8 protein-coding genes are annotated in these 13,878 nt (G+C 49.1%); 2 read left to right on the top strand and 6 right to left on the bottom strand.

Translation table 11 applies throughout. The annotated features are described in order from the left end of the window. Positions 1-2: 2 nt before the first annotated feature. Both SPB21_RS02715 and SPB21_RS02710 read left to right on the top strand, forming a co-directional pair. Positions 3-4,127 (top strand): AAA-like domain-containing protein, encoded by a 4,125-nt coding sequence (locus SPB21_RS02715; RefSeq protein ID WP_499865380.1) that lies wholly within the window; start codon positions 3-5, stop codon positions 4,125-4,127. Positions 4,128-4,159: 32 nt separating this feature from the next. Then, complete coding sequence (locus SPB21_RS02710; protein WP_499865379.1) at positions 4,160-5,596, top strand: AAA-like domain-containing protein; 1,437 nt, start codon at positions 4,160-4,162, stop codon at positions 5,594-5,596. A 40-nt stretch (positions 5,597-5,636) separates the two neighbouring features. Here SPB21_RS02710 and SPB21_RS02705 read toward each other — a convergent pair whose 3' ends face one another. The 6 genes from SPB21_RS02705 to fbp form a co-directional block, all read right to left on the bottom strand. After that, positions 5,637-6,053 (bottom strand): hypothetical protein, encoded by a 417-nt coding sequence (locus SPB21_RS02705; RefSeq protein WP_006519597.1) that lies wholly within the window; start codon positions 6,051-6,053, stop codon positions 5,637-5,639. Positions 6,054-6,336: 283 nt separating this feature from the next. Further along, a complete protein-coding gene (locus SPB21_RS02700) occupies positions 6,337-7,521 on the bottom strand; it encodes an HhoA/HhoB/HtrA family serine endopeptidase (RefSeq protein WP_499865377.1) in 1,185 nt (394 codons plus the stop codon). Positions 7,522-8,025: 504 nt separating this feature from the next. After that, positions 8,026-9,366: a glucose-6-phosphate dehydrogenase assembly protein OpcA gene (gene opcA / locus SPB21_RS02695; RefSeq protein WP_163669127.1), complete on the bottom strand. Its 1,341-nt coding sequence runs from the start codon at positions 9,364-9,366 to the stop codon at positions 8,026-8,028. A 132-nt stretch (positions 9,367-9,498) separates the two neighbouring features. Continuing rightward, positions 9,499-11,028, bottom strand: coding sequence for a glucose-6-phosphate dehydrogenase (gene zwf / locus SPB21_RS02690; protein WP_163669125.1), 1,530 nt, complete (start codon positions 11,026-11,028; stop codon positions 9,499-9,501). 99 nt (positions 11,029-11,127) lie between these two features. After that, the gene (gene tal / locus SPB21_RS02685) at positions 11,128-12,267 is read right to left on the bottom strand and encodes a transaldolase (RefSeq protein ID WP_163669123.1); all 1,140 of its coding nucleotides are present in this window, start codon (positions 12,265-12,267) and stop codon (positions 11,128-11,130) included. A gap of 89 nt (positions 12,268-12,356) precedes the next feature. Then, entirely contained in the window at positions 12,357-13,424 is a 1,068-nt protein-coding gene (fbp, locus tag SPB21_RS02680) for a class 1 fructose-bisphosphatase (RefSeq protein ID WP_163669121.1), read from the bottom strand. Between the last annotated feature and the right edge of the window lie 454 nt (positions 13,425-13,878).

The raw sequence follows: 13,878 nt of genomic DNA, 5'->3' as shown, positions 1-13,878 counted from the left end.
CTATGGCTGCAGCATATCAGTACACAGTCGGTGGTGCTCTCAGGCAGGATGCGCCAACCTATGTGACTCGCCAGGCGGATCAGGAGCTATATGAGGCTCTGAAAGACGGAGAGTATTGCTATGTATTTAACTCGCGGCAGATGGGGAAGTCAAGCCTGCGGGTGCAGGTGATGCAGCAGCTGAAGGCGGATGGTGTGGCCTGTGGTGTGGTGGAAGTGAGTGGAATTGTTGGAGAAGGAGCCACGGCTGAGCAGTGGTATCTAGGTTTAATCCGACGGTTAAGTCGAAGTATAGGGCTATCGATGAAGGTGTTGCCCTGGTGGAGAGAGAGAGAGGGGCTATCGCCTGTACAGCGGTTTAGTGAGTTTGTTGAGGATGTATTGCTGAACGAACTGCCTGGACCGATTGTTATTTTTATTGATGAAATTGACAGTCTGTTTAAGTTTGACTTTAATGATGACTTTTTTGCGCTGATTCGGTCGTTTTATCAAGAGCGGTCGGACCTGAATGCGTTTGAGCGGCTGAGCTTTGTGCTGTTGGGGGTAGCAACGCCAAATGATTTGATTCGCGATAAGATGCGTACATCGTTTAATATTGGTGGTCGGCTGATTGATCTTAAAGGGTTTCAGACGAAAGAGATAACCCCTCTAACAATAGGATTAGAGGGTGTGACCGAGAATCCGACAGCAGTGTTGCGTGAGATTTTGCGCTGGACGAAGGGGCAACCGTTTTTGACCCAACGATTGTGTCAGTTAATTGCAGAGTCGAACTTTATCCTTACCGCTGGAAGTGAGGCAGATCTGATCTCACAGCTCGTACAGTCGCAGGTGATTGACGACTGGGAAGCCCAGGATGTATCGGTGCACTTGAAAACGATTCGGGATCAAATTTTAACGAACGAAGAGAGAATGGGGCGGCTGCTGGGGCTGTATCAGCGAATTTTGCAGGCAGAGCAGATTGCGGCGGATGGCAGCGATGAACAGATTGAGTTGCGGTTATCGGGGTTGATACGGGAAGAACAGAATTATCTGCGGGTGGCAAATCCGATCTATAAGGCAGTATTTGACCAGGAATGGATTGATGCTGGATTGTTAAAGCTACGTCCTTATGGAACGGCCATTGCTGCGTGGGTATCCTCTGGGCGGCGAGATAGTGCCTGGTTGTTGCAGGGTGAAGCATTGCAACAGGCACGGACCTGGGCTGCTGGGAAGCGGCTGAGCGATGATGATCGGTTATTTTTGGATGCGAGTCAAGAACTGAGGCAAAGAGAACTCCACAAGGTGTTATCTGTTGAGCAACAGGCCAAAGCAATTTTAGAAGCTGCTAATGGGGAAGCTGAAATGCGTCTGAAAAAAGCAGATGAACAATTATTGGTTGCAGATGAGCAGCTTCAAGAAAAGGAAAATAAATTAGCAAAAGCTACACGGAAACTTTCGTTAGTTAGATTCGCTCTGGCAGCTACTGTTGCAGGGGTAATTGTGACGGGCAGTATTGCAGTTTGGCAAATTAGCGCAGCAGAAGCAAAGTTAAGCCGAGCTAGGAAAGTAGCGCAGTTAGAGAGAGATGGAGCCTTTGCTCTACGACAGTGGCAACAGTTCCCCAACGTAGAATCATTGCTAGTAGCTATAAAATTTGGGCAAGAACTTCATGAAGTGGCTAAACAATGGAGTTCTAATGAAGCTTACCCTGCCTTCAGTCCGATTCAGGCTTTAGCTAGTGTACTCCGAGAAAATATCCCTGAACTGAATCAACTTTCAGGCCATACAGCCAGGATCCTAAACGCGAGTTTCAGTACCGATAGTCAACACATCGTCACCGCTAGCGATGACACCACTGCTCGCGTGTGGGATGCCACCTCTGGAGACCTCATTACAGAGCTTAAAGGCCATACAGCCAGTGTCTTAAACGCGAGTTTCAGCCCCGATGGTCAACGCATCGTCACCGCCAGCTCTGACACCACTGCTCGCGTGTGGGATGCCACCTCTGGAGACCTCATTACAGAGCTTAAAGGCCATACAGCCAGTGTCTTAAACGCGAGTTTCAGCCCCGATGGTCAACGCATCGTCACCGCCAGCTCTGACACCACTGCTCGCGTGTGGGATGCCACCTCTGGAGACCTCATTACAGAGCTTAAAGGCCATACAGCCAGTGTCTTAAACGCAAGTTTCAGCTCCGATGGCCAACGCATCGTCACCGCCAGCTCTGACACCACTGCTCGCGTGTGGGATGCCACCTCTGGAGACCTCATTACAGAACTCATAGGCCATACAGATATTGTCTTAAACGCGAGTTTCAGTCCAAATGGTCAACGCATTGTCACCGCCAGCGATGACACCACTGCTCGTGTGTGGGATGCCACCTCTGGAGACCTCATTACAGAACTCATAGGCCATACAGGTATTGTCCTAAACGCGAGTTTTAGCCCAAATGGCCAACGCATTGCTACCGCTAGTTTTGACACCACCGCTCGTGTGTGGGATGCCACCTCTGGAGACCAACTTGCCGAGCTTAAAGGCCATAGATTCAGTGTCCTAAACGCGAGTTTCAGCCCCGATGGCCAACGCATCGTCACCGCCAGCTCTGACCACACCGCTCGTGTGTGGGATACCACCTCTGGAGACCTCATTACAGAACTCATAGGCCATACAGGTATTGTCCTAAACGCGAGTTTTAGCCCAAATGGCCAACGCATCGTCACCGCCAGCTCTGACACCACTGCTCGTGTGTGGGATGCCACCTCTGGAGACCCAATCGCCGAGTTCGCAGGCCATACAGATATTGTCCTAAACGCGAGTTTTAGCCCCGATGGCCAACGCATCGTCACCGCCAGCTCTGACACCACTGCTCGTGTGTGGGATGCCACCTCTGGAGACCTCATTACAGAGCTCATAGGCCATACAGATATTGTTCTAAACGCAAGCTTTAGCCCCGATGGCCAACGCATCGTCACCGCCAGCTCTGACCACACCGCTCGTGTGTGGGATGCCACCTCTGGAGACCTCATTACAGAGCTCATAGGACATGCAGCCAGGGTCCTAAACGCGGATTTCAGCCCCGATGGCCAACGCATCATCACTGCGAGTTTTGACACCACTGCTCGTGTATGGAATGCCACCTCTGGAGACCTCATTACAGAGCTCAAAGACCATACATTCAGTGTCAGAAACGCAAGTTTTAGCCCCGATGGCCAACGCATCGTCACCGCCAGCTCTGACCACACCGCTCGCCTGTGGGATGCCACCTCTGGAGACCTAATCACTGAATTCAAAGGTCATACAGCTAGTGTCCTAAACGCGAGTTTCAGCTCCGATGGCCAACGCATCGTCACCGCCAGCTCTGACACCACTGCTCGTGTATGGAATTCTACCTCTGGAGACCAACTTGCCGAACTCAAAGGCCATATAGCTAGGGTCCTAAACGCGAGTTTCAGCCCCGATGGCCAACGCGTCGTCACTGCGAGTGATGACACCACCGCTCGTGTATGGAATGCTACCTCTGGAGACCAACTTGCCGAACTCAAAGGCCATACAGTCAGGGTCCTGAACGCGAGTTTCAGCCCCGATGGCCAACGCATCGTCACCGCAAGCGACAACACTGCTCGCCTGTGGGATACCATCTCTGGAGCCCCACTCGCCGAGTTCAAAGGCCTTACAGACATTGGGATGAACGCAAGCTCTGACCACACCGCTCGCCTATGGGATACCATCTCTGGAGAGCCAGTTGCAAAGCTTAAAAGCCATAGAGGCAGTGTCCTGAACGCGAGTTTCAGCCCCGATGGTCAACACATCGTCACCGCCAGCTCTGATAACACTGCTCGCCTGTGGAAAACCGATGACTTAGATAGCCTATTGACTCTTGGTTGCAATCACCTGAATTCTTATTTTGTAAGCCATCCCGCAGATTTAGAAGCACTCTCTTTCTGCCATACTACAGCTCGTAAGTTGTCAGCAGTCCCCACTCTAATCAAAGAAGGGGATAACTTGGCCGCCCAAAGTCAAATTGATCTAGCGGTAGAGCGCTATCAAACTGCATTGGATTGGAATCCCAATCTACAACTTAATCCTGCACAGCGTGCCCAACGTCTTGCTAATGAGGCTAAAGCTAATGGCAGAGGAAATGTTCGATAACTACAGCAAAATATTGCTGAAATGTAACCCCTATGAGTAAACTATCCGCCTACCAATACACCGTTGGCGGAGCCCTACGCCAGGATGCCCCTACCTATATCTTTCGCCAGGCTGACGAAGACCTCTTCCAAACACTGCTGAAAAGAGAATACTGCCATATCTTTAATGCTCGCCAAATGGGCAAATCCAGCCTACGGGTGCAAACCACCCAGCGCCTAAAAGTCCAAGGCATAGCCTGCGGGGTCATTGAAGTTAGCGCCATAGTCGAACATGGCATGCCCTCCGAAACCTGGTATCTTGGTGTCATCCGTCGCCTCAGCCGTAGCCTGGGCATCAAGTTAAAAGTTATCCCCTGGTGGCAAGCGCGAGACGGTCTGACACCAATTCAGCGCTTTAGCGAATTCATCGAAGACGTTCTCCTAAAAGAAATTCAGCAGCCCATCGTTATCTTTATCGACGAAATCGATAGCCTGTTTCAGTTCGACTTTAGTGACGATTTCTTTTCCCTCATTCGTTACTTTTACCAAGAACGAGCTGAGCATCCTGACTACCGCCGCCTCACCATCACCCTCATTGGTGTTGCTACACCATCAGAGTTAATTTCAGCTCGCGATCGCACCCCCTTCAACATCGGCACCGCCATCCAACTCAGAGGCTTTACCCTAGAAGAAGCCAAACCCCTCAGCACCGGTCTGGCACACCTATCAGAATATTCAGAAGGACTCATTCAGTGCATCCTCCGCTGGACAGGCGGGCAGCCATTTTTAACCCAAAAACTATGCCAACTCATCGTCAGCGAAGCCGACATTGAACCTCGGGCCTATCCAGCCCCCTACGTTGATAAACTCGTCGAACGAAAAATTATCCAAGACTGGCTACAGCAAGACACCCCTGAACACCTCAAAACCATTCAAGATAGACTTCTCCATAGTTCCCGTGCCCAGAGACTGCTAGAAGTTTATCGAGACATACTACAGTCGCGCATTGTCTTGCTCGACGGCAGCCCAGAACACAACGAATTACAGCTGACGGGTCTTGTCGTCAAAGAAGGAGCCTATCTGAAAGTCGCGAATAAAATCTATGCCGAAATCTTTAGACCCTGGTGGGTTGACCGCCGCCTCACATCCCTATGTCCTTACCAAAAAATGCTAGACAAGTGGCTTTCTTCAAAGTGTGATGCTCGGTGGTTACTCAATGAGCAAACATTACAAGAAGCCAGAACCTGGGCCGGCACCCAGAGCCTAAGCGAAGAGCATCATCAGTTTTTGATGAGCAGCCAGTCCCATATTTATGAGCAGACCATTGCCCGACAGGAGGCGATTCGCAAACGAGAGAAAGAACAAATGCTGAAAGAAGCAGATGCGATCGCAACTCACCGCATAGCCAAACTCAAACAACAACTCACCCTCAGCCTAATTATCTGTGGCATTTTACTATTATCCATAATAATCCTAATTTTTACCCGCTAATTTGTAAATGTACAGACGTTCCATGAAACGTCTCTCAATACTATTGCTTTGTCTTAGGCAGCTGCCCCTGCGGTCTCAGCCTACGCTCACCCTGGGCAAGAGCCTTTTGCACTTCAAACAACTGTTCCTTATCTATAGCCTCTACAAAGATCCTCAACAAAAACAAACTAGCCCCATCTGATAACGTCTCAATACCGTCGGGATAAATCACCAAAAATTTCTCCTTTTCGCTCTCACTCATCCCCAAGGCAATACTTTTACCATCAACATAAATCTCTTTCCGCCGCCCAACAACCTTCGACTTAATCTCAAACTTTTTATCCCATATCTGCCAGTTAATCCATACTTCTTCCTGTTCCTGCAGACCTGGATCAAAGCCATAACGACCAACAATATAATATGTCGGCTCCTGAGCAACAGGATCCAAAGCCTGCATTTCAATTTGGCATAACAACATGGTGATTACTCCTCAAAACAAATGGCCAACAAACCTTGATAGATCTTGACTAATACAAAATCCTGGTTACCTGTCCCCGATATCGAAGGGCAACCATAAGGATATGCCCCTATGAGATTATCCACTTTTAATCGGGGGTAATGCATTCGGATTTGGTATGGATAATCCTGTAGGGGCTGTGGCTTGTGCGTTCGACTGAGCGTTCGACTGAGCTCACGCCGAAGTCTCACGCCGAAGTCTCAAGCTGAAGTCTCACGCCGAAGGCCAGCCCAGCCCCTAAAGCCTATTGAGCCGCCTCTTGCAACTCGGCAGGTCGCACGGTCAGATTCTTCGTTTGATCACCCCGAATTACCTCGAATTTCAACGCCTGACCAATCTTGCTACCCTCAACAACATCTTGCAACTGTTCGGCATTAGTCACAGCGGCATCATCGATTTTAACAATCACATCACCACGCCGCAGTCCACCTTTCGCCGCAGGGCTATCTGGCACCACCTGCACAATCAACACACCTTCCGTCTCAGGCACCATCAGCACAGAGTTTGGATCTTCATTGATCTGCTTCGCCTGCTCCACCGTCAGATTGGTCATCTGGATACCAATAAATGGGTGAGGCACCCTCTTACCCTGAGCCAAAAAGCTTTGAATTTCCTTCGCCTTATTGATGGGAATTGCAAAGCCAATCCCTTCTGCATCAGCCCGAATAGCGGTATTAATGCCGATGACCTCTCCCTGTTCATTGAGCAAAGGACCACCGGAATTCCCCGGATTAATGGCCGCATCTGTCTGCACAAAGTCCAGACGCTTATCTGGGATACCCACCTGAGAGCTAGAACGGTTGAGAGTACTAATAATCCCTAAAGTAACTGTATTATCCAGACCTAGCGGGTTGCCCACAGCAATTGCCCAGTCGCCTACCTGTAGCTGGCTAGAATCTCCTTCAGGGGCTACGGGTAAGTTATCGCCTGTAATCTTAACAACTGCTAAATCAGAAGGTTCGTCAGTTCCCTTCACTTCGCCATCAAAGGTACGGCCATCCCGCAGGGTAATGGTGACCTTGTCCGCGCCATTTACTACATGGGCATTGGTCAGCACCAAACCACTGCCGTCGACAATAAAGCCAGACCCTTGCCCCTGTTTACGATACTCCTGGGGTAACTGAGGAAATGCATCTTCGCCAAAGAAACCACGGAAAAACGGATCGTTAAAAAATGGATCAGGCCCACGGGTAGCAACCGTACGTTCCGTATCCACACGAACAACGGCTGGACCCACACGATCAACCGCCGCTGCAACAAAATTATGGGGGCTATCTGGAATCCTTGAAGCCTGTACTAGCTGCGCTGCAGGCGCTCCCACTTCCGCAATGGTTGGTGGGATGATCCATTTAGAAAATAGCCTCAACGAGGTTAATGTCAATGCCACACTGAGGACAATAACTAACGCGTAGTTCCTGATCTGACGCATGGGACGTGCTCTCAATTCAACGGGTTGCGGTCTGACCGTCCATGGTCAAACCTGGTTTAAGTCTTTCTTCATAGTTTGCAACGTCTTTAAGACTTTGAAAGTCAGGATAACCCTACAAAATAAGGAGTGATGTCTTCCAGATGCAGTCACATGCAATGCTTTCGGAGCGCTGAACTGTCCCTTATGGAGAAAGATCAGAATAAGGCTTTAAATGCAACATTAAGTTAGATGCTCAAACAACAAAAGAGCCAGGCATAGCTATGCCTGGCTCTTTTGTACCTAGAACAGATATAGTATCTAATCCGAATTCATTAAGCTCGATTAAAAATGGACAATCCTGTAGGGGCACCCCCCTTGTGAATGCCCTTCGGTACCGGGCGCTATTAGTCAGGATGTCGTATAAGATCTGCCCTTACGGGATTATTCATACAATCAGGTTTGCTAAATTCGGAGCCTTGGCACCTGAAACCTAAAATCCAGGCGTCAGCAATTGCCTCTTACTCACTACTTCTCAGCATTATTTAACAGCTTCAAAATCTGAGCTGTAACCGCCAAACTCTCCTCAAACAGCACATCTTCACCCCAGCGCTGTAGCTGCTGTTCTAATAACAAATCAGAACGTTGGTCAGAGATAGCTGTTACTTCTTGGATATAGCAAGACTGCGCACCCCCACCAGACTCCATTCGCATACAGCCTGCCGTCTCAGAGCAGAGAATGGTGCAGCAGTTAGCATCAAGATTAGTCGATGACATCCGCAAGCCGGTCAAATCACCCAGTACTTCCCCCACATCAGCCACCGGAATAGCAGCTAATTCCACATCAATGGAGCGGCCATGGTTACCTTTGAGGGTAATGCGTCGTAAATCGTAGTCGCCGCCTTCTAATTGATAATCTTCAGGCTGCCACTGTAGACGACTTGCTAACCAGCCAAGATACAGTAGTGCCTGGGCGGCATTACCTTTCTCGTAGTCGACACCCACCTGGTCCATTTCCAACAATGCCAACCGTCGCTCAGGTGGATCGAAGGAAGCGGCAGATAGTTCTTGCCACGGAGCTAGACGATACCAGTTTAAGTCAGCCACTTTAGTACCGCTGTCCACTAGCTGATGGATCTTTAGTAGCTCTGACTCAGGATTGCCATAGTAGCTGGAGTCTAAAATTATGCAGCTACCGAGGGAGGCCATGGACTGAAAGAGAAGCTGCTCTGGATTAGGGGTAGCTTTCCACCAGATAAATTTAGGCAGATCGTCAATCACTAAAGATTTAACCAGGTTATCCACCCGATCCAGCGCTTTCTTCGTACCTCGCAACGTAATGTATTCACAGCACACTAGACGACTGTTACTACTTTTCTGAATCGGGCAGTAGGCAGACACCTGGGCCGTAACGCCAGTATCTTCATCGCCAAAGGTGGGGCAAAGGGTAATCACCCGACAAGGGTTTTGGGCCGCTAGGGCTTCGTTAAGGCTAAAGCCCCGCAGGTCGGCATTTGTATAGCGACGCAGCTCAGGAGATAGGGCCCGAAACTCATCGCGCAGACGCTGTAAAGTTACTTGATCCACCCGGTTGGTAATGGGTAAGCCATAGGTTTGCTGGGCGATTGCGATCGCACGTCTTGTCTCTGGCCCATGCTGCCCATCAATAGGCTTGGTATAAAAGCCTAGAGTTGCCAACAACTGCTGAATCTCTTCTGGCTCATAAATGATGACATTAAACGTCGTGGCTCGCGTCGCTACACCGGAAGCATCAGCAGCATAGTTATGCCATATCTCCCGAAGCTCGGCTTCAATATCGTCAACTGAAATGTCTTTAGGCTTTTGTAGCGTAACTAGAGAGGTCACCATGGCTTTAACCGCGCAATTGAATAGTAAGGTCAGGGGGTGGAAGTTTTGAGGTTTGAGGTGTTGGGTCCTAGTTATTGGTTATTGATTCTTTGGGTTGAAATGGCTAATAACTAATAACTAATAAACGTATAACTAAAGTCTTCGCCAACGACGACCGACTTTATTCAGCAAGAATTCGGCCTCTACTGGCTCCCATGTACCTGCTTCATATAACGGAATCTGGGCAGGATCGGCTGGGCTATCCCAAGCTTCTAAGACTGGTGTGAGCACCCGCCACGATTCTTCTACTTCGTCTCCTCGGGTAAATAGGGTTTGATCCCCGAGCATGGCATCCACCAACAAGCGAGCATAGGCATCGGTGCTGGGTTTACCAAAAGCTGCATCATAACGGAAGTCCATATCCACTGAGCGTGTCCGCAAAGAACTGCCCGGTGTTTTCACTTCAAACCGCATGGAAATACCTTCATCGGGCTGAATTCGCAAGGCCAGAATATTGTCATTCATCTGCTTTGCCGCCGACTGGAACATTAGGTGAGGCACCTGCTTGAAGTGTACTGAGATTTCCGATACTTTTTTTGGCATCCGTTTACCCGTACGTAGGTAAAATGGCACCCCTTGCCAACGCCAGTTGTCGACGCGCATCTCAATGGCGGCAAAAGTATGGGTCGTCGATTGTTCTAACCCGTCTTCTTCTTGGCGGTAGCCAGGTACAGGCTGTCCTTTCATCCAGCCATTGGTGTATTGCCCCCGCACAACACAACGGTCCAGGTTAAGAGGATCGGCCAGTCGTGTTGCCTGCAATACTTTAACTTTCTCGTCCCGCACACTGGAGGCTGCCAGAGAATTGGGCGGTTCCATCGCCGTTAGGCAAAACAACTGCATCAGGTGGTTTTGCACCATATCCCGCAGGGCTCCAGCAGTCTCATAATAGCCAGCACGCCCTTCTAGACCAACGGTTTCTGCCACCGTAATCTGCACATGATCGACAAACTGCCGGTTCCACAATGGCTCAAAAATGGCGTTAGCAAATCGGAAGACCAGTAGATTCTGAACGGTCTCTTTACCGAGATAGTGGTCAATACGATAGACCTGCTCCTCCGGCACCACCGCTCTTACTTTTTGGTTCAAAGATTGAGCCGATGCCAGGTTACGGCCAAAGGGTTTTTCAATAATTAAACGCTGCTTGGTTGGGTCTGTCAGCATGCCCGCAGCCCCCAACTGTTGGGTGGCTTCAGCAAAAAAGCGTGGAGCAACCGACAGATAAAACAGCCGATTGCCTCGCGTATATCGTTTCTCATCCAGCTCAGCTAAAAAGACTTTCAGCTTCTGATAGCTCTCTGGCTTGTCAATATTACCCGGACAGTAAAACAGTCCAGCGGCAAAGTTCTCCCAGAGCATCTGGTTATGAATACCACCACCGTAGTCTTCAATACCCTGTTTTAAATGCTCACGGAAGAATTCGTGGCTCCATTCTCGACGAGATACCCCCACAATTGTTAGCTCTGGTGGTAACCGACGCTCTTGGCGCATTTTATAGAGAGAGGGCACCAGCTTACGCTGGGTTAAATCTCCCGACGCACCAAAAATAACTAAAATCTGAGGCTCTGGAATACGATCTTGCTGGAGACCAACGCGGAGGGGATTTTCGAGGAGAGAAACCATTTGGGGGTAAAGGGAAAATAAAAATGGTAGGGGCACCGCTTATGGGTGCCCTAGGCTGCGAAGTGGGCACCCACAAGGGGGATGCCCCGACGTTTATTGTTATGCAGGCGACAGCTGCTTAACCTTCATCACCAATGAATCCATCAGCTGGTCAAAGGGTTTAATAAACTTATCGATGCCTTCAGCCAGCAGCTCATCCATCACCTGCTCAAGGTCAATGCCCACGGTGGGAAGAGTTTCAATTACTGCATAGGCAGCATCCACATCACTTTCAATGCGGCTGTTCACATCACAGTGATCGGCACAGGCTTCAATGGTCTGGGGAGGCAGGGTATTTACAGTATCTGGACCAATCAGCTCATCTACATACATGACATCGCTGTAGGCAGGGTTCTTAGTGCTGGTGCTAGCCCACAGTAGGCGCTGCACGTTTGCACCGTTAGCAACCAGTGCCTGCCAACGATCGCTTTGAATGATCTTTTTGTATTCTTGGTAAGCCAGCTTGGCATTTGCGATCGCAACCTTACCTTTCAAGCCAGCAATCTGATCCCGCTTACTCTTATCGGACTCCGCCAGTTGATCAAGGGTATTGTCAACCTTGCTATCGATGCGGCTCAAGAAGAAACTAGCCACCGATGCCATGGCGCTAATGTCATGGCCATCCGCCAAGCGACCTTCTAGACCCCGAATATAGGCCCAGGCCGTATCGATATAGCTCTGTACTGAGAACAGTAGCGTCACATTGACGTTGATCCCATCGCGGATGGTCTGCTCAACGGCCTTTAGCCCCTCGGGTGTACCTGGGATCTTAATCATCAGGTTGGGACGCCCAATCGCAGCTGCATAGCGACGGGCTTCAGCAAGGGTGCCTTCAGCATCATGGGCCAGATTGGGGGGGACTTCTAGGCTGACATAGCCGTCCAAACCATGGGAGGATTCGTACACTGGCTTAAGCACATCGCAGGCCCGTTGGATGTCATCAAAGACCAAAGTCTCGTAAATTTGATCAACGGACTGACCAGCCCGTACCCCCGCTTCAATTTCTTGATCGTAGATTTCATTACCTGCGATCGCTTTTTCAAAGATCGCCGGGTTAGAGGTAATCCCATGTACATCTCGACTGTCAATTAGCTTGACCAGCTCGCCAGAAACAAGCAAATCTCGGCTCAGATTATCCATCCACACACTTTGACCATGGTCTTTTAGATGCAGAATTGGACTGTCATTCGCTGTAGTCATAGGGTAAATATCCTATATGGGTGTTTCGTGTTTTCAAAAGTTTTGTTTGTACAGAAAAAATTCCGCTGTCGACAACAAGGAGTTACCAATTAAGCTTGGCCAATGGCAGCGATTTCAGCTTCACGCTCGCGAAATCGATCCTGAATAAACGATTTCACTAACGCCACATCTTCTGTACTGCCCAAAACTAAAGGCGTACGCATATGTAACCGATCGGGAAGCACATCTAAAATTTCCTGGGTTCCCGTTGAGGCCTGTCCCCCCGCCTGCTCTGCCAAAAAGGCCAGTGGAGCCGACTCATAAAGCAAGCGCAATTTACCATCCGGGTTTTTCACAGTGCCTGGATACAGGAAAACTCCGCCCTGGGTCAAAATACGATGAAAATCTCCCACTAACGCACCACTGTAGCGAGCTGAGTATCCCTCATGGCGGTGTACGTAACGAATATAATCTCGGATAGAATCATCCCACTGCCAGAAGTTACCTTCATTTACACTATAAACAGGCCCATGGGCAGGAATTGTAATGTTCTCTTCCGAAAGAATAAACTCTCCCAGGCTGGGATCAAGGGTAAACATATGGACCCCTGTACCGATGGTATATACCAGTACCGTACTTGGGCCATAGAGAATATAGCCTGCCGCTAACTGTTCTCGTCCTGGCTGCAACAGGTCTTTGCCCGTTTGCCCTTCATCGTTACCCCGTTGCTGGCGAATGGCAAAAATTGAACCAACATTGAGATTGATATCTACATTGGATGAACCATCAATGGGATCGTATAGCAACGTATATCGCCCAATGGGACAGTTCTCAGGAATATAGAATGGAGCCTCCATCTCTTCAGAAGCTAAGCGACAGACCAAACCGCTTTGCTTAAAGACATAAATAAAGACGTCGTTGGCGTAGACGTCCATTTTCTTAACCGATTCCCCCTGTACATTTTCACGCCCGGTAAACCCGAGGGCATCTTCGACTAAGCCCGCTCGCGATAAGTGCCGAGCAATCAGCTTGCCAGCCAGGGCAATGCGATTCATCAAAGCGCTTAGATCTTGAGCATCTGGCCCAAAGCTTTGAAGTTGCTGCAATACATGGCGCGACAGCGTCATTGAGTCACGATCTAACGTGGCCTCGTGAGATGGTTGATAGGTTTCAACCATAGAACCTCCATTCCCTCTTGTGATTGAGGTGGGTGAGCGAATGAAGCATCTATTGGCCATCGGGACAACATCCGAGTAATTAAGAAATTATTTGGATCGCTTACCAATGCCATTAGATACTTCTATTGCCCATGTTAGAAACCTGATCTAGGAAATGAAAAAAACTTTTAGATCAGTTACAGAAACACTCCTAAATTTGTCATCCAAGGTGCTTACAAAGTTTTAAATAGCTTTAAACAAATAAGAAATAGATGAGTCTGGCCTGAGTCACATTTCATAGGTCTAACAACATTCACCCCCAGGGATCATTTATTCATTACAAAACGAATAGGGCGATAAGCAAATGTACGTAAAAACAAGTAGGTAATTACATCTACTGCGCCGTTTACTATAAATCTTGTTACTACTGTAAGCATTTACACCGCCATCGCTTTCACAGCAACTTTAGGATAAA

The organism is Leptothoe sp. ISB3NOV94-8A (assembly GCF_043421595.1).
GTDB classification, from domain to species: domain Bacteria; phylum Cyanobacteriota; class Cyanobacteriia; order Phormidesmidales; family Phormidesmidaceae; genus Leptothoe; species Leptothoe turfae.
Note: the sequence above shows the minus strand (reverse complement) of the source record. Positions and strands in the feature narration are given on the sequence as shown.